At 29.5% G+C, this 25461-nt stretch carries 23 protein-coding genes; 18 read left to right on the plus strand and 5 right to left on the minus strand.

The annotated features are described in order from the left end of the window. The first annotated feature begins 10 nt into the window (after positions 1–10). From QX51_RS12130 to QX51_RS12170, 9 genes are all read left to right on the plus strand, one after another. Positions 11–1312 (plus strand): SH3 domain-containing protein, encoded by a 1302-nt coding sequence (locus QX51_RS12130; RefSeq protein ID WP_039680172.1) that lies wholly within the window; start codon positions 11–13, stop codon positions 1310–1312. A gap of 347 nt (positions 1313–1659) precedes the next feature. Further along, positions 1660–3129 (plus strand): xylulokinase, encoded by a 1470-nt coding sequence (gene xylB, locus QX51_RS12135; protein WP_039680173.1) that lies wholly within the window; start codon positions 1660–1662, stop codon positions 3127–3129. Positions 3130–3469: 340 nt separating this feature from the next. Next, positions 3470–4006 (plus strand): flavodoxin family protein, encoded by a 537-nt coding sequence (locus QX51_RS12140; RefSeq protein ID WP_039680174.1) that lies wholly within the window; start codon positions 3470–3472, stop codon positions 4004–4006. Between the two features lie 21 nt (positions 4007–4027). Beyond that, entirely contained in the window at positions 4028–4414 is a 387-nt protein-coding gene (locus QX51_RS12145) for a MerR family transcriptional regulator (RefSeq protein ID WP_039680175.1), read from the plus strand. 138 nt (positions 4415–4552) lie between these two features. Beyond that, positions 4553–5674, plus strand: a complete 1122-nt coding sequence (locus QX51_RS12150; RefSeq protein ID WP_039680176.1) for an aldo/keto reductase — start codon at positions 4553–4555, stop codon at positions 5672–5674. 69 nt (positions 5675–5743) lie between these two features. Further along, the gene (larC, locus tag QX51_RS12155) at positions 5744–7093 is read left to right on the plus strand and encodes a nickel pincer cofactor biosynthesis protein LarC (RefSeq protein ID WP_039680177.1); all 1350 of its coding nucleotides are present in this window, start codon (positions 5744–5746) and stop codon (positions 7091–7093) included. A 241-nt stretch (positions 7094–7334) separates the two neighbouring features. After that, complete coding sequence (locus QX51_RS12160; protein WP_039680178.1) at positions 7335–7856, plus strand: hypothetical protein; 522 nt, start codon at positions 7335–7337, stop codon at positions 7854–7856. A gap of 204 nt (positions 7857–8060) precedes the next feature. Then, positions 8061–8381 (plus strand): PadR family transcriptional regulator, encoded by a 321-nt coding sequence (locus QX51_RS12165; RefSeq protein ID WP_039680179.1) that lies wholly within the window; start codon positions 8061–8063, stop codon positions 8379–8381. A gap of 13 nt (positions 8382–8394) precedes the next feature. Next, entirely contained in the window at positions 8395–9147 is a 753-nt protein-coding gene (locus tag QX51_RS12170; RefSeq protein ID WP_039680180.1) for a hypothetical protein, read from the plus strand. A gap of 43 nt (positions 9148–9190) precedes the next feature. Here the strand turns inward: QX51_RS12170 and QX51_RS12175 are convergent, their stop codons facing one another. Then, on the minus strand, positions 9191–11110 hold the full coding sequence (locus QX51_RS12175; RefSeq protein ID WP_039680181.1) for an FUSC family protein: 1920 nt from the start codon (positions 11108–11110) through the stop codon (positions 9191–9193). 247 nt (positions 11111–11357) lie between these two features. Here QX51_RS12175 and QX51_RS12180 point away from each other — a divergent pair, with 247 nt between their 5' ends. The 6 genes from QX51_RS12180 to QX51_RS12205 all read left to right on the plus strand — a co-directional run bounded on the left by QX51_RS12180 (position 11358) and on the right by QX51_RS12205 (position 19138). Beyond that, the gene (locus QX51_RS12180; protein WP_039680182.1) at positions 11358–12371 is read left to right on the plus strand and encodes a LacI family DNA-binding transcriptional regulator; all 1014 of its coding nucleotides are present in this window, start codon (positions 11358–11360) and stop codon (positions 12369–12371) included. Positions 12372–12576: 205 nt separating this feature from the next. Continuing rightward, a complete protein-coding gene (gene hutH, locus QX51_RS12185) occupies positions 12577–14160 on the plus strand; it encodes a histidine ammonia-lyase (protein WP_039680183.1) in 1584 nt (527 codons plus the stop codon). Positions 14161–14220: 60 nt separating this feature from the next. Next, complete coding sequence (locus QX51_RS12190) at positions 14221–16263, plus strand: urocanate hydratase (RefSeq protein ID WP_039680184.1); 2043 nt, start codon at positions 14221–14223, stop codon at positions 16261–16263. A gap of 43 nt (positions 16264–16306) precedes the next feature. Beyond that, positions 16307–17200 carry a glutamate formimidoyltransferase gene (gene ftcD, locus QX51_RS12195; RefSeq protein WP_039680185.1) on the plus strand — a complete coding sequence of 298 codons (894 nt, stop codon included), beginning with the start codon at positions 16307–16309 and terminating at the stop codon, positions 17198–17200. Between the two features lie 6 nt (positions 17201–17206). Continuing rightward, complete coding sequence (hutI, locus tag QX51_RS12200; RefSeq protein ID WP_039680186.1) at positions 17207–18472, plus strand: imidazolonepropionase; 1266 nt, start codon at positions 17207–17209, stop codon at positions 18470–18472. Positions 18473–18496: 24 nt separating this feature from the next. Further along, positions 18497–19138 (plus strand): cyclodeaminase/cyclohydrolase family protein, encoded by a 642-nt coding sequence (locus QX51_RS12205; RefSeq protein ID WP_039680187.1) that lies wholly within the window; start codon positions 18497–18499, stop codon positions 19136–19138. A gap of 39 nt (positions 19139–19177) precedes the next feature. Here the strand turns inward: QX51_RS12205 and QX51_RS12210 are convergent, their stop codons facing one another. Continuing rightward, complete coding sequence (locus QX51_RS12210; RefSeq protein ID WP_039680188.1) at positions 19178–19555, minus strand: Fur family transcriptional regulator; 378 nt, start codon at positions 19553–19555, stop codon at positions 19178–19180. Positions 19556–19636: 81 nt separating this feature from the next. Next, positions 19637–20443, minus strand: coding sequence for a 7alpha-hydroxysteroid dehydrogenase (hdhA, locus tag QX51_RS12215; RefSeq protein ID WP_039680189.1), 807 nt, complete (start codon positions 20441–20443; stop codon positions 19637–19639). Between the two features lie 283 nt (positions 20444–20726). Between hdhA and QX51_RS12220 the strand changes: the two genes are divergently transcribed. From QX51_RS12220 to QX51_RS12230, 3 genes are all read left to right on the plus strand, one after another. Beyond that, on the plus strand, positions 20727–22421 hold the full coding sequence (locus QX51_RS12220; protein WP_039680190.1) for an FAD-dependent oxidoreductase: 1695 nt from the start codon (positions 20727–20729) through the stop codon (positions 22419–22421). Positions 22422–22563: 142 nt separating this feature from the next. Further along, on the plus strand, positions 22564–23127 hold the full coding sequence (ahpC, locus tag QX51_RS12225; RefSeq protein WP_039680191.1) for an alkyl hydroperoxide reductase subunit C: 564 nt from the start codon (positions 22564–22566) through the stop codon (positions 23125–23127). A 154-nt stretch (positions 23128–23281) separates the two neighbouring features. Then, positions 23282–24112 (plus strand): hypothetical protein, encoded by an 831-nt coding sequence (locus QX51_RS12230; RefSeq protein WP_039680192.1) that lies wholly within the window; start codon positions 23282–23284, stop codon positions 24110–24112. Between the two features lie 66 nt (positions 24113–24178). Here QX51_RS12230 and QX51_RS12235 read toward each other — a convergent pair whose 3' ends face one another. Both QX51_RS12235 and QX51_RS12240 read right to left on the minus strand, forming a co-directional pair. Continuing rightward, complete coding sequence (locus tag QX51_RS12235) at positions 24179–24568, minus strand: hypothetical protein (RefSeq protein ID WP_039680193.1); 390 nt, start codon at positions 24566–24568, stop codon at positions 24179–24181. 229 nt (positions 24569–24797) lie between these two features. Beyond that, positions 24798–25346 (minus strand): biotin transporter BioY, encoded by a 549-nt coding sequence (locus tag QX51_RS12240; RefSeq protein ID WP_039680194.1) that lies wholly within the window; start codon positions 25344–25346, stop codon positions 24798–24800. Between the last annotated feature and the right edge of the window lie 115 nt (positions 25347–25461).

Genomic DNA, 25461 nt, shown 5'->3' on the forward strand with positions numbered 1-25461 from the left:
GGGGGTAAAAATGATAAAGAAAAAATTTAAAAAATATTCAATTTCTTTTTTAGCAGGAGTTATGATAAGTAGCTTCTTTGCAATATCATCAACAACTAATGCTAAGGAAATAATCAATACAAAAGCATCATATGAAAAAGTAATTTCAAGAGGAAGAGCCACTATAGATGGTGTTAGTGTAAGAAGTATCAACTCTGCCAGTGGAAAATACTTAGGCAGCCTTTACACTGGTGACAAGGTGGAAATATTACAAAAAACAAGTAATGGTTGGTACAAAATCAAGTACAAAAATTCTTATGCCTATGTAGGTGATGATTTTATAAAACTTAATGGGACAAAAGCTATAGACAATGTTTTAAATACAGGAACAGTTTATAATGCAACAAAATTAACAGTAAGAGAAAGTTGCTCAACCAATTCAAAGTTTTTAGGATATTTACCAAAAGGGACAAAAGTGGAGATTGTAAGATCCACTTCAACAAACTGGCACAAAATAAAATATAAAAACTCTTATGCTTATGTAAAAGGCAATTATATAAAACTTACTTCAAGCTCCAAAGTAACTAATAGAGGAACTGTTAGTTCTACTACTTTAAGTGTGAGAAAAAGTGCATTAACTTCATCAACTAAATTGGGAACCTTAAGTAAGGGTGCTAGAGTTCAAATAGTACAAAAACAGTCAAATGGATGGTATAAAATAAAATACAAAGATTCATATGGATATATCAGTAGTAAATATGTGAAGTTAAGCAATTCAAACACAAATGATAGAAAAAATTTAAATGACTTCTTATTTGTAGGAGATTCCTTCACTGCAAGAATGGAAAATACAATAAAGAGTAAAAATGAAATAGTTTATGTTCATGCCCAAGGGGGGAGTAGACCATCTTATTGGCTAGACAAAGTAGATGAAATGCCTGATAAAAATAATATAGATAGTGTATCTCTGTTAATTGGAGTAAATGGGATAACTGTACCCACAAACATAAGGGATACAAAGGCGCTTATAAATCAATTAATAGTAAAATATCCAGACAAAACCATTTATGTTCAAAGAGTATTCCCTGTGGGAAAAAACTTTACAGGTGGGAATAGTACAACATACAACAAAGCTATTAATGAGTACAATAAACAACTAAAAGAGTTTTGTTCAACAAAGTCGAATGTAAAAATCATAGATGCTACGAAAGGTTTTATTGATAGTAAAGGATACCTTACTAGCACTACTGATGGATTACATATAGATAACTCTAAAGGAATCCAATTTTATAATAATATTTTCAGTGCTATAAAAAGTGCAGAGAAAAAGTAAATAAAAAACTAGTTTGTTCTTAGCGATGGAACTTCTTGCAATGCAATAGCATTTTTTTAATTGTAAGGAAATTATATGTTATCTGTTCTGTGGATAACGTATAATTTCTAACTTTGTTATTTAAGCAACGGGCGAAGCCGTTGGCGATATGAAGTGTTTCGCCGACACGTCGCTCAGGCGAAGCGAATTTTTTATGCAGTATCTTAAATCAATACATAATGGAAACTAAATAATAAAGTTTTTTTAGTATGTAATAAATATTGCTTACGCTTTCTTTACTACATCCTTTTTATTACAATAATAGATAAAGTGTAAGTTAGATAAAATCAACGCACAGGGGGAGAAATATGTATTACATAGGTATAGATTTAGGGACTTCAGCAGTAAAATTATTATTAATGGATGGTAGTGGAAAAGTGTGTAACATAGTATCAAAAGAATACCCACTATACTTTCCACAACCAGGATGGTCAGAACAAAAACCAGAAGACTGGTATGCACAAACTATGACAGGTTTAAAAGAATTAATAAAAGATGTAGATAAAAGCCAAGTAGCTGGAATAAGCTTTGGTGGTCAAATGCACGGACTTGTTATATTAGATGAGAATGATGAAGTAATAAGACCTGCACTTCTTTGGAATGATGGAAGAACAAAAGAAGAATGTGATTATTTAAATGAAGTAATAGGTAAAGAAACCTTATCAAAATATACAGCCAATATATCTTTCACAGGATTTACAGCACCTAAAATTTTATGGATAAAAAATAAAGAGCCAGAAAACTTTGCAAAAATTAATAAGATAATGTTACCTAAGGATTATATTGCTTACAAATTAAGCGGTGTTCATTGCACAGATGTATCGGATGCTTCAGGAATGTTAATTTTTGACGTGGAAAATAGATGCTGGTCAAAAGAAATGATAGATATTTGTGGAATAAAAGAAGAACAACTAGCAAAAGTGTTTGAAAGTTATGAAATTGTTGGAAATATAACTGATGAGATAGCAAAAGAATTAGAAATACCTAATACAGTAAAAGTTGTGGCAGGAGCTGGAGACAATGCAGCAGCAGCCATAGGTACAGGTACTGTAGGAGATGGAATGTGTAACATATCTCTTGGGACTTCGGGAACAATTTTCATATCTTCTAAGAAATTTGGTGTTGATTCAAATAATGCTCTTCATTCATTTGATCATGCTGATGGAAACTATCATTTAATGGGATGTATGCTAAGTGCAGCATCTTGCAATAAATGGTGGAGTGAAGAAATTTTAAATACAAAAGACTATGCAAAAGAACAAGAAAATATAAATAATCTAGGAGAAAATAATGTTTATTTCTTACCATATTTAATGGGAGAAAGATCACCTCACAACAATCCAAATGCTAGAGGAACTTTTATTGGAATGAGCATGGACACTTCTAGGAGCGATATGACTCAAGCAGTACTTGAAGGTGTTGCGTTTGCTCTTAGAGATTCTCTAGAAGTTGCAAAATCACTTGGCATAAATATTCAAAGAACTAAGATTTGTGGTGGAGGTGCAAAAAGTCCTCTTTGGAAAAAGATTATAGCAAATGTACTTAATTTAAAAGTAGATATGATAGAAAGTGAAGAAGGGCCAGCACTAGGAGGGGCAATACTTGCAGCTGTTGCTTGTAAGGAATTTAAAAGTATAGAAGATGCAGTTAACAAATTAGTAAAGGTTACAGAAACGATAGAACCAGATGCAGAGTTAGTTGAAAAATATGAGGAAAGATATAACAAGTTTAAACAAATATATCCAACGGTTAAAAACTTATACAATAAGTTACTATAAGTAAAAATATATTGTAAAACTTATTCACATTATGTGTTAATTGGTAAGATATATAATTGTACTACTAAATATATAATGTGATATATTATGTCTAAGAAAAAACAAATGTATATTATAATAGATTTTTAATAAACCCGCCCAAGTAGACAATATATAGTTTACTTAGGTGGGTTTTAAATTTTTCTATCTTTCTATATGTAATAATATAAAAAATTTCTTGACCTAGAGTTAACTCCAAGTACTATTATTAAATTGAAAGTAAGTTATGCATAATTTATATAACTTGAAAAGAATAATAATTTAAATTAAATAGAGACAAATTTTAGGGGGAAAAATAATTATGAGTAAAAAAGTTTTGATTTTGTCAGGAAGTCCTAGAAGGAATGGAAATTCAGATATACTATGTGATGAATTTAAAAAGGGTGCTGAAGCAAGTGGAAATGAAGTAGAAAAAATTTTCATAAGAGATAAGAATATAAATCATTGTACAGGGTGTTATGCTTGTAGTAAAGGTGGAAAATGTGTTCAAAAAGATGACATGGCAGAGGTTCTACAAAAAATGATTGATGCAGATGTAATAGTTATGTCAACACCTGTATATTTTTATACAATGGATGGGCAGATGAAAACTTTAATTGATAGAACTGTTGCTAGATATACTGAAATAGCTAACAAAGAATTTTATTTTATAGCTACTGCAGCTGTAAATAATGAAAAATTAATGGAGAGAACAATTGATGGATTTAGAGGATTTACTGATTGTTTAGATGGAGCGAAAGAAAAAGGAGTTATTTATGGAAAAGGTGCTTGGGAAGTGGGAGAAATAAAAGTAACTAAAGCAATGAAAGAAGCTTACGAAATGGGAAAAACGGTTTAATGAAATGGAAGGAAGATATTTATGACAATTACTGAAGTAAGCAAAAAATATGGTTTATCTGCAGATACATTGAGATATTATGAAAGAGTAGGTTTGATTCCCAAGGTGAATCGTAATAAAAGTGGTGTAAGAGATTATACTCAGGAGGATTGTAACTGGGTAGAGTTTATAAAGTGTATGAGGGGTGCAGGGCTTCCTATAGAAGTTTTAATAGATTATGTTTCGATGTTCCAACAAGGAGACTCTACTATTGATGCTAGAAAAGAATTGCTAGTAGATCAACGAAAAGTTTTAGCGAAAAAGATTGAAGATATGAATAAGACTTTAGCACGTTTAGATTATAAAATTGATTTATATGAAAAAGGCTTGATGATGAGTGAAAAAGATTTAAGAGAAAAACATAAATAAGTAATCAGGTTTTAAAGTGTCTAGTTATTAAGTAATTAGACACTTTATTCATGCTTATTTACAATATATTTTGAATTCATATTTACTTAAAAGAATAGTATCTATTATGTGAAAATAAATAATTAGGGGGAAAAAAGAATGAAAAAATTAGGATTTGGTCTTATGAGATTACCACTTATAGATGAAAATGACCAAGGGAGTATAGATATAAGTAGATTTACGTATATGGTAGATGAATATTTAAAAAATGGATTTACTTACTTTGACACAGCATATCCTTATCATAATGGAAATAGTGAAACAGCATTTAGAGAAGTAGTAGTAAAAAGATATCCTAGACAAGCTTATACAATTACAAACAAATTACCAATGTTTAATATTAATGATGCATCTCAAATTCCAGAAATATTTGATAATCAGTTGGAGAAATGTGGAGTAGATTATTTTGACTATTATTTACTTCATGGTCTTGATGAAAAGACTTATTTTCAATCAGAAAAAATGAAAGCATTTCAATTTGTTTTGAAGAAAAAATCAGAAGGTAAAATAAAACATATTGGACTGTCTTTCCATGATAGCGCTGACGTGCTTGATAAAATTCTTACACAACACCCTGAAATGGAATATGTTCAACTACAAATTAATTATATAGATTGGGAAGATGATGTGGTTCAATCAAAGAGATGTTATGAGGTGGCAAAAAAACATAATAAACCTGTAATTGTGATGGAACCAGTTAAAGGTGGCTCATTAGTCAATATTTCAAAAGATGCAGAAATGCTATTTAAAAAGGAGAATGAACAGTATTCAATAGCATCATGGGCAATAAAATATGCAGCATCTCTTGATAATGTAATGGTGGTTCTAAGTGGAATGAGTAATGAAGAGCAGCTTATGGACAATATGAGTTATATGAAAGATTTTCAACCTCTAAATGAAAAAGAATATGAAGTGATTGAAAAGGCTAAGGAAATAATAAAATCTAATATAGCAATTCCTTGCACTTCATGTCATTATTGCACTGAAAATTGTCCTAAACAAATTGCCATACCAGAATATTTCTCGATTTATAATAATTATAAAAGATTTGGAGAGTCTCAGTATAAAATGGGTGTATATAATTATGAAAATTTAAATGATAAATTTGGAAAGGCATCTGATTGTATAGAATGTAAACAATGTGAGGTACATTGCCCACAACACCTTACAATCACAAATTATTTAAAGGAAGTTGCAAAAGTATTAGAGGTTAAGGAATAAAAGAGGTGGAAAAAACTTTAGAAAAATTATAAAATGACAATAGAGACTAACAATACCAGGGGGAAGAGAATGAGTAATAATTTATATTTAGAATGTTACAGTGGAATTAGTGGAGATATGATGGTAGCATCATTATTAGATTTGGGGGCTAGTGAAGAAGTTTTAAATAAAGCTTTGAGCAGTTTACAAGTTGATGGTTTTAAAATAGCAATAAGTAGAGTATCAAAAAATGGATTAGATGCTTGTGATTTTAACGTGATTTTAGATGAGAAACATGAAAATCACGATCATGATATGAATTACCTTTATGGAGAAGAGGAACATAACCACAATCATGAAGTGCATGATCAACACCACCATGACCATGACCATAATCACGATCATGAGGATCATCACCATAATCACGATCATGAAAATAAACATGACCATGACCATAATCACCACCATGAACATCGTGGATTATCAGATATAATTTCAATTATTGAGAAGGCTAATATTACAAACAATGCAAAGAAAATAGCAATAAATATCTTTAATATATTAGGAAAAGCAGAAGCCAAAGCCCATGGAGTCAGTATAGATGAAGTGCATTTCCATGAAGTTGGAGCAGTAGATTCTATAGTAGATATTATTGCTGTGGCAGTTTGTTTAGATAATTTACAAATAGAAGAGGTAATAGTACCAGTATTATATGAAGGTAGTGGATTTATTCGTTGTCAACATGGATTAATACCAGTACCAGTGCCAGCAGTTTCACATATTGTGGCAAATAATAATTTAAAACTTCATCTTACAAATACACAAGGAGAATTAGTAACTCCTACTGGTGCGGCTATTGTGGCTGCTATAAAAACTAATGATAAGCTTCCTGGAGAGTTTTCTATTAAAAAGATAGGATTAGGAGCAGGTAAAAGAACATATGAAAATCCAAGTATATTAAGAGCAATGCTTATAGAAAGTAAAGATGAAAATAAAGACTTTGTAGTTAAGTTGGAAAGTAATGTAGATGATTGTTCTGGAGAAGCTTTAGGATATGTTATGGATCGTTTACTACAAGCAGGGGCTAGGGATGTTCACTACATGCCAGTATTTATGAAGAAGAACCGTCCAGCTTATCAACTAAATGTTATTTGTAATGAAGAAGATGTAACAAAATTAGAAAATATTATATTCGAAGAAACTACAACTATTGGAATTAGAAAACAAAAAATGGAGAGAAGTATTTTAAAAAGAGAAATTAAAAAAGTGAAAACTTCATTGGGAGAAGTAGTAATAAAAGAATGTTACTTGAACAGTGGAAAGAGAGTTTATCCTGAATATGATAGTGTTATAGAAATATGTAAAAAACATGATAAATCATATCAAGATGTATATCAAATTATAATAAAAGAATGTGGTGAAGGGGTAAATTTATGTTAAAAGAATATTACTGTCCGTACTGTAAAAGTAAACTAGAAGTTTTAGATGGATGAGGCAGTATTAGTTATTATTGCCAGGAGTGCAATATGGTTGTGTCTAGGAAAAAAATTTTAACTGAAGAAGAGATTTTAGAGGACGAATAGAAGTTGCATAAAATACTTTATATAAATAAAGGGATTTATAAACATCTATAGAATAATATGTCTAAAGAACTTATTCTGTAGATGGAGGAAAAATAATAGTGGATATTAAAGCAAAGTATACAAATGAAGAGTTAGATTTTACTTCAAAAAAAGAATATATAAATGAAAATATATTGACACAATATGGGCAACTAGCAGCCCAAAAGGCATCTACTCCCATATCTATATCTGATTCTTCAATACTTATGGATTTGGAAATGGAAATGTGTTTAAAAATATTAAATATTTGGGAAGTTTATAAATACAACTTAGATGGTAAGCAAATATTAAATGAAAATATATTTGTGGATAGAGAAAAGTTTATTTATAAAATATTACTTGGTAAAATATTAAGGTTAATACCTGGAGGTGTTACTATTATATCCATAGGTATAAACGATTCGCTTGCAAGAAGGCTTACTCAAGCATTAGGATATGCCATTTCAGAATTATGCTCATCATACATTAAATTAGTAATCGATAAAGATTGTGTCAATTTAGAAAAGGTTTTTACAAAAGAAGCCCTAGAAGATTTAATGGAAAGTTATTTAATGGAATATAATAAAACAGTATTAAATTAGATAAATATAAAGCAGAAGATTAAAGTTATAATCTTCTGCTTTTTTATATATGAGGAAAATTATATTTCTCTCAAATCTATGGAAAAATCAAATAAATATTAATTACTATGTTGCAAAACAAGATAGGTTGGAGTATATTATAAGTATAGTAGGTTGTAATACAAGTTACATTTCTATCTTGTATTGCAATATAGGAGGTACAAAATGAATTCAACACAAATGTTAAAGGGCATTTTAGAAGGGTGCTTGTTGGTGGTTATATCAGAAGAAGAGGTGTATGGATATGAAATGACTAAGAAATTAGAGTTATATGGATTTAATATGGTCAGTGAAGGAAGTATATATCCTTTATTGATAAGAATGAAAAAAGAAGGATTAGTTACCACAACAACAAAAGCATCAGAAAGTGGACCAAAGAGGAAATATTATTCTTTAACAGATAAAGGACAAGAGCAGCTAGCTGAATTTATGAAAATATGGAAAAACATATCTATGAGTGTAAATAAATTATTGGAAGGGAAGTAAGGAGGAGTAGACTATGAGTGAATGTTATAATAATAAAATATCTAAAGAAGGTGAAGAATTTATTTTAAGCTTGAATATGTATTTAGTAAGTACAGGAAAAAGTGAAGTTGAAATAAAAGAATTTATAGAAGAAGCTGAGCAACATTTAATTCTAGGTGAGCAAGAAGGAAAGAGTGTGAAAGATATTTTTGGAAATTCTCCTGAAGAATATGCAAAATCTGTGGCAGATGAATTATCATTTAGCAAAAAGGATTTAATCGAAACAGTTTTAATGTTTATTATAGGTTTTGGAACATGGATATTTTTAAGTGGAATAAAGAATGGAATAGTTACTATGTCTGTTATGGAAGTCATATCAGTACCATTAGTTTATTTGCTTACTATAATTATATTAGTTATTTTGGCTAGAAAATTTGCATTTAAAGATAAAAAGTTTTCAGTAGGAATATTTGTATTATTTTGTGTAAATATCTGTGCTTTAGTTATTATAGGATTAATAGGAAGAAATATGGACCAATCAATAGTTATTAATAAACTATTAGTAAGTATAATTATTGGAGCACTTTTTTTATTATCTTTAATAGCATCGAAAAAAATAGATACATGGTTTCTAATGTTACCTTTTATATTCTATATTCCTGTCATAATAGAGAGTTTTACAAATATTAATTTTGGAGAAAATGTTTTAGTTAAAATTATACCTCTAATATTATGTGTAATTTTAGGTATAATTGAATCTAAAAGAATGATTAAATCAAATGATTAATAAATAAAAAATCTTAAGCCATTTTTAGCTTAAGATTTTTTATTTATATTGATTTATTTAATTCACCTAAATGACATAATTCTTTTAGTATAACTATAATGCTACTTAATATTATTTTTGTGTTAATATCTTTTGCTACAGTTATACCGTACTCAATTTTAGCAACTTTTGAACTAATATCCTCGTTGGAGTAATTAATTAAATCCTTCAAATCATTTAGAATTTCTTTTTGACTTTGGGATTTTATTTCTCCTCGTAATATCCAAATATAAAGCTCATAAATATTTGCAACTAAGGATCTTCTTTCACTAATTATTTTGCTATAAGAAGGTGAATTTGCTATTTTTTCATCGCCTCTTGCTTTGGCATCTATCAAAGAAGTTAAAACAATTAAATTTTTCATAGTAGTTGGTTGCTTATTTCCCTCTACTAAATTTTTTACTTCTTTAAGCATATTTATAATAGTTTCATGATACATATTTTTAAGCTGTATCATAGAATCCTTTACTTTGTAAGGAAAAATGTATTTGTTAGCTAATATGGCCATCACTATACCAACAAAGACAAAGAAAATCCTATTTATTGTAAGTATTCCTACATCTCCAAGTAAAGCAGCTGAACCTATGGCAGAGACTGTAACAAATATGGTAGAGTATCTGTATTGATTAGCATATCCATTTAGATATCCCGTAGCAAGTATTATTAGCATTCTTAATGTTGGATCTTTAAAAATACTAAATAGTATAAATATAATAATAGAACCAATTATGGTAGCAAATACTCTATCCTTAGTTTTAGATTTTGATGCTTCATATAAAGGTGTTATTAAAGAAAGCAGGGTAAATAAAATCCATCTACCTTCTGATAAATTAAAATATTGCATAATAAAGGTAGCAATAGTTATAGATATGGCAACTCTCATAGCATAACAAAACCTTATGGATTTCTTATCCATAAAAAAGGATTTAATTCCACTATCTGAGAAAAGTTCAGATATTTCGTGAGATCTATCTACAATATTGTATTGTTTCTCATCTAGTGCTCTTAAAGATTTTATAGTATCAGATAACAAAAGCATACTATCTAGTAATTGAAGATTTAATAAATCATCAATATCTTTTTCTTCACAGATTTTAAATAGTTTTTGCATATAAAGGGTTACATCATGCCCACCAATATTATCTTTAGAATTATTAAGAAGTAGTTTGACTTCTTTTATTAAAAGTTCTAGAGTTTTTAGTATGTCATTATCAATGGAGCCTAGATTAGTATCATGAATCATAGAGTGTATATTCTCCAATGCTACTGACAAATTTAATTTTAGTCGGCCTTCTTCTGTTAAATAATAATTATATTCTCTTTTGTCATAAACCATAGTTCTAAAAGCATCTATGGATTGATTAACTTTTTCTACACCATCATCAACTAAATCATATTGTTCTTTATATTCAATTTTATTTACTATAGAATCACATACATTTTCGAGTAGTTTATTTCCTGATTTAGCTAGCCTATTTTTATTAACTAAAATTTGAGCCAGCATAATTACTATAGCTCCAAAAACTAATGAAAAAATTCTAAGAAGTAATTCCTGATTGTCTACAGGATTTGCTAATAAGAATAAATACTGTAATGTAAATGGCAGATATAGTGGGTTTCTTAAATTGTAACAAAAATTGTAGCTAATTAAGAATAAGGTGAAAAAATTAACTATAATTCCTAAGTACATATTTGAAATTACTAAATAAGAGCTAATACCAATTAACAAATTTATAAGTATAAGTTTGATTGTATTTCTAACAGGAGACAGACTTAAATCTCTTTCTAAAAACATTAGTGTAGCTGTTACAGTAGTAACACCGATTAAAGTATTTTTTTCACCAAACATTAATTTAAATACAACTATAAATGCAATTATTGCAATGAAGGTAACTGTTTTTGATACTATTAGTTTTTTGTCCATTATTTTTCTCCTCCTAATAGTATTTTTCATATTTTTTGTCTAATTATACTTTTAATTGCTCATATTTATAATATTAATAAATATAAAGTAAATAATAAGTATAAGTTGGGAATTATAACATAAAAAGCTTTTTATTGTTTTTAGATACAAATAAATTACAATATGTATTTATAAAAGGTGTAAGTTATGATAAAATGTAGAGATTAGATGCATAAATCGTACTGAGAGTAATAATAGGAGGCACGAAATGAAAAACAACGTAACTATAAAAGATGTTGCAAAACTGGCTGGTGTTTCTATATCAACAGTTTCAAGAGTTATAAATGATTCAAAACCAGTAACGGACGAAGTTAAACAAAGAGTTTTGGATGTAATCAAAGAAACAGGTTATGTACCAAACCCTCTTGCTAGAAGTTTAGTTACTAAAAAGAGTAAATTAATAGGAGTTATAGTTCCAGAAGTATCAGATTCTTTTGTTAACGAAATATTGAACGGAATAGAAGCAGTTGCTAAGATGTATGATTACGATATACTTCTAGTAAATACTTATTCAGATAAAGAACAAGAATTAGACAGTATAAGACTACTTAAAACTAAACAAGTTGAAGGTATAGTAATGTTATCTTGGATATTAGATGAAGAACATGTAAACTTTATGAAAGAAAGTCGTATTCCAGCAGTATATATAAGTAAAACAGCAAGAGAGTATGATGTATACTGTGTAAGTACAAGTAACGAAAATGCTACTTATGACATGACAAAGTACTTAATAGAAAGTAACCATAAAGATATAGCGTTAATCATGACTAGTAAAGAAGATACAATACTAGAAATGGAAAGAAGAAGAGGCTATGAATCAGCTTTAAGAGATAACAACATATCAGTAAGAAATGAATTAATTAAATATGGAAACACTGATTATGAAGGCGGATATAACTCTATGAAAGAGCTTATAGATGAAAAAATAATACCATCAGCAGTATTTGTTACAGGTGATGAAGCAGCTGTTGGAGCAATAAATGCAATCTTTGATTCAGGATACAGTGTTCCACAAGATATTTCTGTAGCAGGATTCAATGATACGAAACTTGCAAAAATATATAGACCAAAATTAACAACAGTTTATCAACCATTATTCGATATGGGTGCAGTTTCAGTAAGAGCTTTAATCAAACTTATAAACGGTGAACCTGTTGAAGAAAAGAAAATAGAACTTCCATATCAAATTATGGAAAGAGAATCTGTTACAATTAAAAAATAATAGACAAATATTATGGGCATATCCTTATGGATATGTCTTTTTTGTATATATTTTAATTTATATTTTAAATAAAAATATTATGGTAATATATGGAAGGGTAATCCTCAGAATATGTAGAATATTTATGAATGAGTAATTTTTAACAATTTTTAACAATTTTTGATATGTAGTATAAACAATAAAAATTAGTTTTGGGGAGGTTTATATGAAAAAAATAATAATTGATGGAAATAGCCTTACGTTAGATGATTTAGTGAATGTTGCTAGACATAATTTTCCTGTAGAAATAAGCAAAGATGCTCTAGAAAAAGTAAAAATTTCTAGAGGAATAGTTGACGACATAGTTGAAGCTGGTCAAATATCTTATGGTATAACTACTGGATTTGGAAAATTTTCAGATGTGGCAATATCAAAAGATGAGTGTAGACAATTACAAAAAAATTTAATTATGTCTCATTCATGTGGTGTTGGTAATCCTCTAAGTGAAGAAATTGTAAGAGCTATGATGCTACTTAGATCAAATGCGTTATCTAAAGGGTATTCAGGAGCAAGATGTGAAACTTTAGAAGTATTAACTGAAATGCTAAATAAAGGTGTTCACCCTATAGTTCCAGAAAAAGGGTCCCTTGGTTCATCAGGAGATTTGGCACCATTATCTCATATGGTACTTACTATGTTAGGTCTTGGAGAAGCAACTTATAAAGGAAAAAGAATGGAATCTAAAGATGCTATGGAAGAAGCAGGTATTAAACCTCTTGAATATTTAGGTGCGAAAGAAGGTTTAGCACTAATAAATGGTACTCAATGTATGACTGCAGTTGGTGCAATAACTGTTTATGATGCCATGAATTTAATGAAAACAGCTGACATCTCTCTATGCTTAACAATGGAAGCATTAAATGGTATAACTTGCGCTATGGATGAGAGAGTAAATTTAGTAAGACCTCACAAAGGACAATTTAATACTGCAAAAAATGTGTTAACAATGGTTGAAGGTAGTGAAATGGTTACTAAACAAGGTGAACTTAGAACTCAAGACGCATATTCTCTAAGATGTTCACCACAAATTCATGGAGCTAGCAAAGATGCTTTAGAATATGTAAAAAATAAATTAGAAATAGAAATGAACTCAGTTACAGATAACCCTATAATATTCCCAGGAGAAGACCAAAAGATAATTTCAGGTGGTAACTTCCATGGACAACCAATGGCATTAAGTTTTGATTTCCTTGGAATTGCTTTAGCAGAAATGGCAAATATAGCTGAAAGAAGACTAGAAAAGATGGTAAATCCAGCTTTAAGTCATGGACTACCTGCATTTTTAGTTAATCATGGTGGTTTAAATTCTGGATTTATGATAGTTCAATATTCTGCTGCATCACTTGTTTCAGAAAATAAAGTACTTGCTCATCCAGCAAGCGTAGACTCTATTCCTTCTTCTGCAAACCAAGAAGATCATGTTTCTATGGGAACAATTGCAGCTAGAAAAGCTAGAGATATTATGGATAATGTGAGAAAAGTTATTGCTATGGAGATATTAACTAGTGTCCAAGCAATAGATTTAAGAGGAAAGAAAAAGTTAGGAGTAGGTACAGAAGCTGCTTATAACATAGTTAGAGATCATACTCCATTTATAGATAAAGATAGAATAATGTACAAAGATATAAACATTTGTGAAGATATAATAAAAGATAACTTATTAGTAGAAGCTGTTGAGGATGCATTAGAAGAAGAAATATTATTATTTGAAGATATAGAAGCAAAAAGACAGCTATCAGAAAATTTATAATCGATATTAGATTTATAAATTTATTCTGAATAAAAATAAACTTTTAAAGGAGAAATCAAAATGGAAAAAGTTTTAAATTTTAATAATGAAGATATTAAAAATGCTATGACTATTAAATTAACTGACATTCCAAGTGAAATACCTAAATTTGAAAAGGGAATAAGAAGGGCTCCAAGAAGAGATTCAAAATTAAGTAATGCAGATGTAAAATTAGCATTAAAAAATGCTTTAAGATATATACCAGAAGAATATCATGAAGAGTTAGCACCAGAGTTTTTAGAAGAATTAATGACTTATGGAAGAATTTATGGTTATAGATTTAGACCAGAAGGGAAGCTTTACGGAAAGCCTATAGATGAGTATGTAGGTAAATGTACAGAAGGAAAAGCATTTCAGGTTATGATAGATAATAACTTAGATTTTGATGTAGCGCTTTATCCTTATGAACTTGTTACTTATGGTGAAACAGGTCAAGTGTTCCAAAACTGGATGCAATATCAACTTGTAAAGAAATACTTGGAAGCTTTAACTGAAGACCAGACTTTAGTAATACAATCAGGTCATCCTGTAGGACTTTTTAAATCTAAACCAGATGCACCTAGGGTTATACTTACAAATTCACTTATGATAGGTATGTTTGATAATTTAGATGACTGGAAAAGAGCAAGTGCAATAGGTGTTGCAAACTATGGTCAAATGACTGCTGGAGGATGGATGTATATAGGACCACAAGGCATAGTCCATGGTACATATTCAACTATATTAAATGCAGGAAGATTAAAACTTGGAATACCTCAAGACGAAGACTTAGCTGGAAGGCTATTTGTTACTTCGGGACTTGGAGGAATGAGTGGTGCTCAAGGTAAGGCTGTTGAAATAGCAGGAGGTGTAGGAATAGTTGCAGAAGTTGATATTTCTAGAATAAAAACTAGATTTGATCAAGGATGGGTAAGTGAAGTAAGTAATTCTCCAGAAGATGCATTCAAACTTGCTAAGGAAAAAATGGATGCAAAAGAACCTTGTGCTATAGCTTTCCATGGTAATATAGTTGATTTACTTGAATATGCAGTAGATGAAAATATTCATATAGATTTATTATCAGATCAAACTTCTTGTCATGCAGTTTATGATGGAGGGTACTGTCCAGTTGGAATTACTTTTGAAGAAAGAACAGAATTATTAGCTCATGATCCAGAAAAGTTTGCTCATTTAGTAGACAAAACTTTAAGAAAACACTTTGAACTAATTAAGACTTTACATGATAGAGGAGTTTACTTCTTTGATTATGGTAACAGTTTTATGAAGGCAGTTTATGATGCTGGATGCAAAGAAATTTCTAAAAATGGTGTAGATGAAAAAGATGGATTTATATTCCCATCTTATGTTGAAGATATATTAGGTCCTCAGTTATTTGACTATGGATATGGTCCATTTAGATGGGTTTGCTTAAGTGGTAAGCATGAAGATTTAGTGAAAACTGATGAAGCTGCTATGAGTTGTATAGATCCAGAAAGAAGATATCAAGATAGAGATAACTGGATATGGATAAGAGATGCAGTTAAAAATAATTTAGTTGTAGGAACTCAAGCAAGAATATTATATCAAGATGCTATGGGAAGAACTAATATAGCTCTTAAATTTAATGATATGGTAAGACGTGGAGAAATAGGACCAGTTATGATGGGTAGAGATCATCATGACGTATCAGGAACAGACTCTCCATTTAGAGAAACTTCTAATATAAAAGATGGAAGTAATATAATGGCTGATATGGCTACTCATTGCTTTGCAGGAAACTGTGCAAGAGGAATGAGTTTAGTTGCTCTTCACAATGGTGGGGGAGTAGGTATCGGTAAATCTATAAATGGTGGATTTGGTATGGTTCTTGATGGATCTCAGAGAGTTGATGATATACTAAGAACTTCTATGCCTTGGGATGTTATGAGTGGTGTTGCTAGACGTGCTTGGGCTAGAAATGAAAACTCTATAACTACAGTTATGGAATACAACAAAATGTGTGAAGGAAAAGATCATTTAACACTTCCATTTATAGCAGATGATGAAATGATAGATGATTTAGTTGGAGATAAGATATTTGAATAGTTTATTAACAAAATTAATTAACATAAATTAAGGGGGATAAAACATGGCAATAGTACAATGCGTACCAAATTTTAGTGAAGGTAAGGACTTAGAAAAAATAGAAAAGATAGTTAGTCCTTTAAGAGGAAAAGAAGGAGTAAAATTACTTAATTATGAAGCTGATAAAGATTACAACAGAGTTGTTGTTACTGTAATTGGAGAACCTGAGGCAGTTAAAAATGCAGTTTTTGAAGCAATAGGTGTAGCAAAAGAAGTAATAGATATGAATGTTCACAAAGGTCAACATTCTAGATTTGGAGCTTGTGATGTTTGTCCATTTATACCAATAAAAGATATGACTATGGAAGACTCAGTTAAGATAGCCAAAGAACTTGGGGAAATGGTAGCAGATAAGTATGAAATACCAGTATTTTTATATGAAGCAGCTGCCAGCAAACCAGAGAGAGAAAATCTTGCTACTGTTAGAAAAGGTGAATATGAAGGTTTAGATAATAAGTTTGAAGATGAAAACTGGGCACCTGATTTTGGAAAAGCTAAAAAACATCCAACAGCTGGTGCTATAGCAATAGGAGCGAGAAAACCTCTTATAGCTTACAACATAAATTTAGATACACCAAATATAGAAATAGCTAGTAAGATTGCAAAAACTATAAGACATTCTAGTGGTGGATACAGATATATAAAAGCAGGACCGGTGGAAGTACCAGAAAGAAATATAACACAAGTTACTATGAACTTAACTGATTATAGCAAAACTGCTATGTATAGAGCTTTTGAAGCAGTAAAAATGGAAGCAAGAAGATATGGAGTTAATGTAACAGGAAGTGAAGTAGTAGGACTTTGCCCAATGGAGGCTTTAGTAGATACAGCAGCTTATTATTTAGGTTTGGAAAATTTCTCTTTAGATAAAGTACTAGAATCTAGTTTAATGGAGTAGAATAAAATGAAAATGGATTTAATTATAAAAAACATAGGCAAATTAGTTACCATGGAAGGTTCATTTCTACCTAGGATAGGTAAGCAAATGAATGAGTTAACTATTTTGGAAAATGCTTATATTGCAGTTGTAGAAGGTAAGATTTTTCAAGTGGGTACTGGTGAAGATTATAAGGAATTAGTTGGAGAAAATACTATAATAGATGATGCAAGTGGAATGCTTGTAACTCCAGGACTTGTTGATTCTCACACTCATTTAGTTCATGGAGGTTCTAGAGAAAATGAATTTTCAAAAAAATTAAATGGAGTACCTTATATTCAAATATTACAAGAAGGTGGAGGTATTTTAAGTACAGTAAATGCTACAAAGAATTCTACCTTTGATGAATTATATAATAAAGCTAAGAAGAGTCTAGATAGAATGCTAGAGTTTGGTGTAACTACTGTGGAAGAAAAAAGTGGATATGGCTTGGAATTGGAAATAGAAGTTAAACAACTGGAAGTAGCTCATAAATTGGATAAAGATCATCCAGTTGATTTAGTACATACATTTTTGGGAGCACATGCTGTACCAGTGGAATATAAGTCAAACAATGAAGCATATATTAAACTATTAGTGGAAGAAATTATGCCTAAGGTGAAAGAATTGGACCTAGCTGAATTTTGTGATGTATTTTGTGAAGAAGGAGTATTTTCAGTGGAAGAAAGTGACTACATACTTAGCAAAGCAAAAGAAATGGGTTACAAATTAAAGATTCATGCTGATGAAATAGTACCTATAGGTGGAGCAGAACTTGCTGCAAAACTTGGTTGTATTTCAGCTGACCACCTAATGGCTGCCAGTGACGAAGGTCTGAGAGATATGGCAGAGAAGGGTGTAATAGCAAATATTCTTCCAGGAACATCATTTAACCTGAATAAACCTTCTGCCAATGGTAGAAAAATGATAGATTTAAATGTTCCAATAAGTTTATCTAGTGATTACAATCCAGGAAGTTGTCCAAGTGAAAACTTGCAATTTGTAATGCAGCTTGGGTGTTTAAACTTAAAAATGACTCCAAATGAGGTACTAACAGCAGTAACAATAAATGCAGCTCATTGTGTAGATAGATCTACAGAAATAGGTTCTATTGAGGTTGGCAAAAAGGCTGATATTGCTATTTTTGATGCACCAAATGTGGAATATTTAATGTATCACTTTGGAATAAATCATATTGACAGGGTTTATAAAGAAGGGAGACTTGTGGTTAAAAACAAGCATGTAATTTATTAAAAATATGTATGCAGGGGGATATATATGAAATTAATTAATATGACAGTAACTGACTTTGCAAAAGAGGTAGATTCTAATTCGCCAGCACCTGGGGGTGGCTCAGTAGCAGCCCTTGCTTCTGATATAGGTGTAGGACTATCTAGAATGATGGCTCATTTAAGCTTTGGGAAAAAGAAGTATGAAGCCTTAGATGAGAAAATTAAAGAAGAATTTGAAGTTAAGTTTGATAAACTTGGTCAAATAAGAGAAGAGTTAAGTAAACTTGTTGATGAAGATACAAAATCTTTCAATGAATTTATGAAAGCTTTAAAAATGCCAAAAGATACTTTTAAACAAATAACAGAAAGACAACAAGCTATGGCTGATGCAACATTGTATTCTATAAAAGTTCCATATAAAACGGCTGCATTGTCACTAGAAGCAATGAAAGAGCTAGAATTTTTAGTAGACAATGGTAACCAAAATGCAATTACAGATATAGGTGTTGGAACATTAATGCTTTGTACAGGACTAGAAGGAGCTATATTAAACGTAAAGGTTAATCTTATGAGCTTAGAAAATAAAGAACTTGCTAAAAAATATGCTGATAGCTGCTCAGAAATGTTAGAAGAAGGCAAAAAAATAAGAGATAAAATATTAAATAAAATACACAGTTCAATAGAATAATACAGAAAACCCATCCTTATTTAAGGATGGGTTTTTAGGTTAATCTTCTTTACAATTTTTGCAAATACCTTGTAAAACTATATCATAATTTAAAATAGATAAGTTTTGCTCATTAGATAAATCATTAATAAACTTACTTATAGTTTCTGACTCTATATCGTAAATATTATTGCATCTTTCACAAATTAAATGAGCATGAGGTTTTATGTTTTTATCATATCTATCTGATTGGTTAGGAATACTTAACTTAGAAATATATCCATTTTCTGTTAACTGAGATAAGTTTCTATATACAGTACCCAAACTTAATCCAGGGTTATCTTTTTTTAGACTAGTATAAATGCTATCAGCAGTAGGATGAAGATGACTATTCATGACTTCGTTAAGTATAATTTCTCTTTGTTTAGAAAATTTCATTTTACACCTCCCGCTTTATATAATAATAATTATTATTACCCAAAACTAGTTTAAAAAAAACTTATTATATATTAAAATATTCTATTTGTCTTCTACAGCTTTACGTCCAACAAAATCAGCGTATTGAGGAGTACCTAAATGATATCCGCCAGATACTTCCATTATGCAACCTGTAATATAAGATGATTCTTCACTAGCAAAGAATGATACTGCATTTGCTATATCTTCTGGTGTACCCATTCTATTTAATGGTATGTGAGATAAAAATGATTTTTGGAATTCTTCAGGCATATTTTTAGAAACCGCTTCTGTTGCAGTCATACCTGGTAATACAGCATTACATCTTATATTATTTTTTGCATACTGCATAGCGATTTGCTGAGTTATATTATTAACTCCGGATTTAGACACACCATACCCAATTCTTGATATATCTGGAACAGTTCCTCCAATAGAAGATATATTGATTATACTTCCACCTCCATTTTTTATCATGTGAGGAATTACAAGTTTAGATATACGATAAACACTTCCTATATTACTTTCTAAAAGTTCAAAGAAAGTGTTTTCATCACTATTGATTAAATCAAGATCTTTGTCAGGCCTTCCTGTACCAAAGTTATTAACTAATATATCTAATTTACCTTCTTTATCTATTACTTCTTCCACCATAGTTTTATAACTATCTATTTTGTATGCATCGAAGAATACTGGTTTCATAACTAAACCTTCTTCAGCATATTTATCACAAATTTCTTGAGTTGCTTCTAATCTTCTAACACCCATATAAACAGTAGCACCTTCTTTTGCTAGTTTTACAGCTGTTGCTAATCCGATTCCTCTAGTAGCTGAAGTTACTAAAGCAATTTTTTCATTTAAGTTCTTCATACAAATCCTCCTGTTGTCGAAATGAATAGTACTAATTACTATTATCAACACTTTATATTTTTTGTTTAAATTTGTCAAATGTTTTTATTTATATAAAGTAAATAAAACAAATCTATTATCTTATATATTAACAATACCCATTTATCATTAAAATAAAGAGAATTTAAAAAGATGTTTAAATTAACAATATAGGGGAATATATGTAATATGATTGAAAATAGTAATCATTACTAAAATTGTTATAAAAATAGAAATTAATTCTTATAGGAGGAAATGAAAATTTATGATATATGATTTAATAATAATTGGAGGCGGTCCAGCTGGTATATCTGCTGGAATTTACGCAGGAAGAGCTAAACTTAAGACTTTAGTTATAGAAAAAGAAAATATGGGTGGGCAAATAAAAACTACTCATGAAATGGTTAATTATCCTGGTATCTTACAAACTACTGGAATTGATTATATGGATACATTAAGGCAACAAGCTTTATCTTTTAATGTTAATTTTAAAGAAGATGAAGTTTTAGATTTAAATTTAGAATCAGATATAAAAGTGATCAAAACTAAAAAAGAAGAAATACAAGGTAGAGCAATAATATTTGCAACAGGAGCATCACCAAGAAAATTAGGATTTAAAGGTGAAGAAGAATTTACTGGAAGAGGAGTTGCTTATTGTGCAACTTGTGATGGAGAGTTCTTCCAGGGATTGGATGTATTTGTTATTGGAGGCGGATATGCAGCAGCGGAAGAAGCTTTATTTTTAACTAAATTTGCTAAAAAAGTAAGGGTTGTCGTAAGAAAAAGTGAATTTGGTTGTGCAAAAACTATAGCAGATAAGGTTAAGGCTCATGCCAAAATAGAAGTATTATTTAATACAGAACTTGAAGAAGTAGGAGGAGAAGGTGTTCTACAGTTTGCTAAATTTAAAAATAATAAAACTGGAGAAATTTTTGAGTACAAAGCAAGTAAAGAAGATGGAACTTTCGGATTATTTGTATTTATAGGTTATAAACCTCAAACAGAATTGTTAAAAGGAAAAGTTCAACTAGACGAACAAGGATATATAGTAACGAATGAAGTAATGGAAACTAATTTGCCAGGAGTATATGCAGCAGGAGATTTACGCCCAAAACTATTAAGACAAGTAGTTACAGCTGTGGCTGATGGAGCTATAGCAGCTACTGTTGCAGAAAAATATGTGGAAGAACAAAAACACAGACTTGGTATAGAAGATGAAGAAGAAATAGTAGTAGAAAATAAAGTTGAAGAAAAAGTAATAGAAGAAAAAGTAATAGAAGAAAAACCAGTAGAATTATTAAATATAAATGATAAAAATAGAAAAAGTAAACTTTTAAATGATGTTTTAAGAAATCAAATAAAATCTATTTTAGCAATGATGGAAAAAGAAGTTACTTTAGTATCTATTGTGGATGAAACTATGGAAAAATCTATAGAATTTATGGATTTAATATTAGATATGGCTTCTTTAGGTGAAAAATTAAAAGTAGAAATCTATAAAAAATCAGAAAATCCAGAAATGGAAGCAAAAATAAATGCAGATAAGTTACCAGTAGTTGCTTTATTAGATGAAAACAAAAATTACAGTGGAGTAAAATTCCATGGGGTACCAGGTGGTCACGAGCTAAATTCATTTATACTAGCAATATATAACTTAGCAGGTCCAGGTCAAGCGATTGATCAATCTTTACTAAAGGAAATAAAAGCATTTGATAAAAAAACTAATATAAAAGTAGTTGTATCTTTATCTTGTACTTTATGCCCAGATGTGGTTGTAGCATCACAAAGACTTGCAATGGAAAATGAAAACATAGAGGCAGAGATGGTAGAGTTATCATTATTCGAAGATATAAAGCGTAAGTACAGAATAATGAGTGTCCCAGCCATAATTGTTAATGATGATAAGATTCATTTTGGAGCTAAAAAAATAAATGAAATATTAGATTTAATAAGCAAATAAGTTTAATCTAAAAACTATAAAAAAATTAAAAAATATGTTTAAAGTGAATTTTACTGGGAATATATAATATCAAGATGATGAAAATAGTAATCATTACTAAATTTAAAAAAATAAAATAAGGTTAAATAAAGGAGAAAAAATTATGTCATTAATAAATAAAAAGGTATCAGAATTTAAAGTTCAAGCATATCAAAACGGAGATTTCAAAGAAGTAACACTTGAAGATGTAAAAGGTCATTGGTCAGTGTTCGTATTTTACCCAGCAGACTTTACATTTGTTTGCCCAACTGAATTAGGGGATTTAGCTGATAACTATGCTAAATTCCAAGAAATAGGATGCGAAGTTTACTCAGTATCAACAGATAGCCACTTTGTTCACAAAGCTTGGGCAGATGCATCAGAAACTATAGGAAAAATACAATACCCAATGTTAGCAGATCCAACTGGAAAATTAACTAGAGATTTCGATGTTATGATAGAAGAAGATGGAATGGCTTTAAGAGGAACATTCATAATAAATCCAGAAGGTGAAATCAAAGCTTACGAAGTACATGATTTAGGGATAGGAAGAAATGCAGAAGAATTATTAAGAAAAGTTCAAGCTGCACAATTCGTAGCAGAACATGGAGATCAAGTTTGTCCAGCTAAATGGACTCCAGGAGCTGAAACTTTAGTACCAAGCTTAGACTTAGTAGGAAAATTATAAGAGATAAATAATTAATTCTTTAAGATACTATGATAATTCATAGTATCTTCTTTCGTATTAAGAGATTATAGTTACAACTATGTAACTTGGTATAATTTTAATGTTATGTATATAATTATATTAAAATTAACTTTAAGTAGATTGGGAGAATTGAATGAAAAAATATATAATACCTGGGGTTTTAATAATACTTTCTGGAATGCTTATTTATCAAACATATAGTTTAAATACTATAAAAGAAGAATTAGAAAATATAAAAAATACGAATGCATCTTTACAAGGGGATATAGGTTCTTTAAGTGATGAGCTAAGCAGTCAAATTCAATCCATAATACATGAAGAATTGGGAAAATCTTATTTGACTAAGGATATAAGTTTTAAACTGAATAAGAATACTGATAAGGGATATGATTTAACAGCTAGAGTAGAGCTCAGTGAACTAAAAGGAAATTCAAATGTTCTATTTATGTATAAAGCTGTAAACTCTAATGAATGGAAAGAGTTAGAGTTGAAAAAGGATAAAGAGTTATCTTATGCGGGAGAGTTCACTTTATTATATGACAATGACTATGAATATAAAATTGTAATCAAAGGTGATAAAACGGAAAGTAGTGATGTAGAAGAGTTGGCAAAATATATGTTTATGCCAGCATCACCTGATGTTAGCTGGAGTTATAATGATGATGGGATATATCTTAATGCTTATCCTTATGTGGAAGATGAGCTAGAGCAAACATCTGATGAAAATAAAATAAAAACTATTGAAATAATAGTTAATAATAATAAAGAGAAAACTTATAAATGTGAATATAAAGAAGAATCTATGTATGATGAAAATGATGAGGTTATGGATGAAAGTAAATATTATGAAGCTAATATACCAAAAGAAGCTTATAATGATAAGGTAAATTCTATAAAAATAAAAGTAACTTATGAAAGCGGGATAGTTAATATTGAAGATGTGACTAATAAACAAGCTGAATAATGTATGATAAAAATAGACTTATATCAATTAAAATATAATTGATATAAGCCTATTTTATTTGAATTACTATTGATTTTTCGGTGTTTTTTTGACCTTCTTAACTTTTTTAACTTTTTTCTTAGTAGTAGGTGTGCTTTCTTCAATTTGAGTCTTATTATTTTTATTTATAGACTTAGTTTTTTTAGCATTTTTCTTAACCTTTTCTTGTACCTCTGCATCAGTTATTTTATTCATTATACTATCAAGTTTTTGTTGTTGTGCTGGATCTAAGAAGGTTTTGAATTTAGATACTACTTCATCTTTTCCTTTTAAATTTTTACCGATTTTAACAAGTTCATCGATAAGTTCATCTTCTGATTTTCCTTTATAACCATCTGCTATTTTTTCAACTTTGTTTTTATCAATATTTTTTTCTTTTGCAAACTTTTCAAGGGTTTTTGGATCTACTTTTTTCATAGCAAACTCCTTTCATATTACTATTTTTACATTATAGAATTTGTAATTTATATGTTTAAATAGTTCATATTTAACTAAATATTGATTAATCTATTATTTAATATATGCATAAGAATTTTAATAGTGTTAAACTTCTAAAATCTTTCTAAAATAAATCCTTAATATAAATATATTAATAAGTAATAAAAAAATTCTATTTGAATAAGTAATATGTCGGTGAAATAATTAATTAGTTTTCATTATAAATAAGAGTAGACGACACTCTTTTTGAAACAGTTGAGCCCACTATGTAAGCTAGTATTAATTTTATAAAATCTACCAATACAAAAGGAGCGACACAATATAAAATACTTTGATGAATTGTATTTCCTGTTATTAATGCAAACATTAATGTTCCTGTTATGTATACGATAATTAATCCTGCTATTAGTGATAAGAAAATTATTATAGTAGATGAAGATTTATCTTTAGCAAGACCTATTATATAAACCATTAAAGGAAGTCCTAGTAAATATCCTCCCGTTGGACCGAACAAAATACCAACTCCTCCTGAAAATTGAGCAAATACAGGAATACCAATGCATCCTAATAATAAATAAATTAAAACAGAAATAGTACTTAATTTAGAACCAAGTATTAATCCTGTTACAGCTACAGCTAAAATTTGCATAGTAAGTGGAACGGTTGTAAATGGTAATGGTATTGAAATTTGCGACAAAATTGCAACTATAGCAGCAAAAATAGAACATAATATAAGTTCTTTAGTTGAAAGTTTCATAATAATCCTCCTTAATAATATATAATTAGGTTAACTCGTAAGAGCGATTAAGTTAACTTAATTATATATGAAAAAATAAAAAAATCAAGAAATAATTGTAAAATATAAAAATGAA

Origin of the sequence: Terrisporobacter othiniensis (assembly GCF_000808015.1) — a bacterium.
Classification (GTDB): Bacteria; Bacillota; Clostridia; order Peptostreptococcales; family Peptostreptococcaceae; genus Terrisporobacter; species Terrisporobacter muris.

What these genes read in the sequence shown, in the direction of transcription:
- QX51_RS12130 (WP_039680172.1), top strand. Translation starts at nt 11, where the DNA reads ATGATAAAGAAAAAATTTAAAAAATATTCAATTTCTTTTTTAGCAGGA.
- xylB (WP_039680173.1), top strand. Translation starts at nt 1,660, where the DNA reads ATGTATTACATAGGTATAGATTTAGGGACTTCAGCAGTAAAATTATTA.
- QX51_RS12140 (WP_039680174.1), top strand. Translation starts at nt 3,470, where the DNA reads ATGAGTAAAAAAGTTTTGATTTTGTCAGGAAGTCCTAGAAGGAATGGA.
- QX51_RS12145 (WP_039680175.1), top strand. Translation starts at nt 4,028, where the DNA reads ATGACAATTACTGAAGTAAGCAAAAAATATGGTTTATCTGCAGATACA.
- QX51_RS12150 (WP_039680176.1), top strand. Translation starts at nt 4,553, where the DNA reads ATGAAAAAATTAGGATTTGGTCTTATGAGATTACCACTTATAGATGAA.
- larC (WP_039680177.1), top strand. Translation starts at nt 5,744, where the DNA reads ATGAGTAATAATTTATATTTAGAATGTTACAGTGGAATTAGTGGAGAT.
- QX51_RS12165 (WP_039680179.1), top strand. Translation starts at nt 8,061, where the DNA reads ATGAATTCAACACAAATGTTAAAGGGCATTTTAGAAGGGTGCTTGTTG.
- QX51_RS12170 (WP_039680180.1), top strand. Translation starts at nt 8,395, where the DNA reads ATGAGTGAATGTTATAATAATAAAATATCTAAAGAAGGTGAAGAATTT.
- QX51_RS12175 (WP_039680181.1), bottom strand. Translation starts at nt 11,110, where the DNA reads ATGGACAAAAAACTAATAGTATCAAAAACAGTTACCTTCATTGCAATA.
- QX51_RS12180 (WP_039680182.1), top strand. Translation starts at nt 11,358, where the DNA reads ATGAAAAACAACGTAACTATAAAAGATGTTGCAAAACTGGCTGGTGTT.
- hutH (WP_039680183.1), top strand. Translation starts at nt 12,577, where the DNA reads ATGAAAAAAATAATAATTGATGGAAATAGCCTTACGTTAGATGATTTA.
- QX51_RS12190 (WP_039680184.1), top strand. Translation starts at nt 14,221, where the DNA reads ATGGAAAAAGTTTTAAATTTTAATAATGAAGATATTAAAAATGCTATG.
- ftcD (WP_039680185.1), top strand. Translation starts at nt 16,307, where the DNA reads ATGGCAATAGTACAATGCGTACCAAATTTTAGTGAAGGTAAGGACTTA.
- hutI (WP_039680186.1), top strand. Translation starts at nt 17,207, where the DNA reads ATGAAAATGGATTTAATTATAAAAAACATAGGCAAATTAGTTACCATG.
- QX51_RS12205 (WP_039680187.1), top strand. Translation starts at nt 18,497, where the DNA reads ATGAAATTAATTAATATGACAGTAACTGACTTTGCAAAAGAGGTAGAT.
- QX51_RS12210 (WP_039680188.1), bottom strand. Translation starts at nt 19,555, where the DNA reads ATGAAATTTTCTAAACAAAGAGAAATTATACTTAACGAAGTCATGAAT.
- hdhA (WP_039680189.1), bottom strand. Translation starts at nt 20,443, where the DNA reads ATGAAGAACTTAAATGAAAAAATTGCTTTAGTAACTTCAGCTACTAGA.
- QX51_RS12220 (WP_039680190.1), top strand. Translation starts at nt 20,727, where the DNA reads ATGATATATGATTTAATAATAATTGGAGGCGGTCCAGCTGGTATATCT.
- ahpC (WP_039680191.1), top strand. Translation starts at nt 22,564, where the DNA reads ATGTCATTAATAAATAAAAAGGTATCAGAATTTAAAGTTCAAGCATAT.
- QX51_RS12230 (WP_039680192.1), top strand. Translation starts at nt 23,282, where the DNA reads ATGAAAAAATATATAATACCTGGGGTTTTAATAATACTTTCTGGAATG.
- QX51_RS12235 (WP_039680193.1), bottom strand. Translation starts at nt 24,568, where the DNA reads ATGAAAAAAGTAGATCCAAAAACCCTTGAAAAGTTTGCAAAAGAAAAA.
- QX51_RS12240 (WP_039680194.1), bottom strand. Translation starts at nt 25,346, where the DNA reads ATGAAACTTTCAACTAAAGAACTTATATTATGTTCTATTTTTGCTGCT.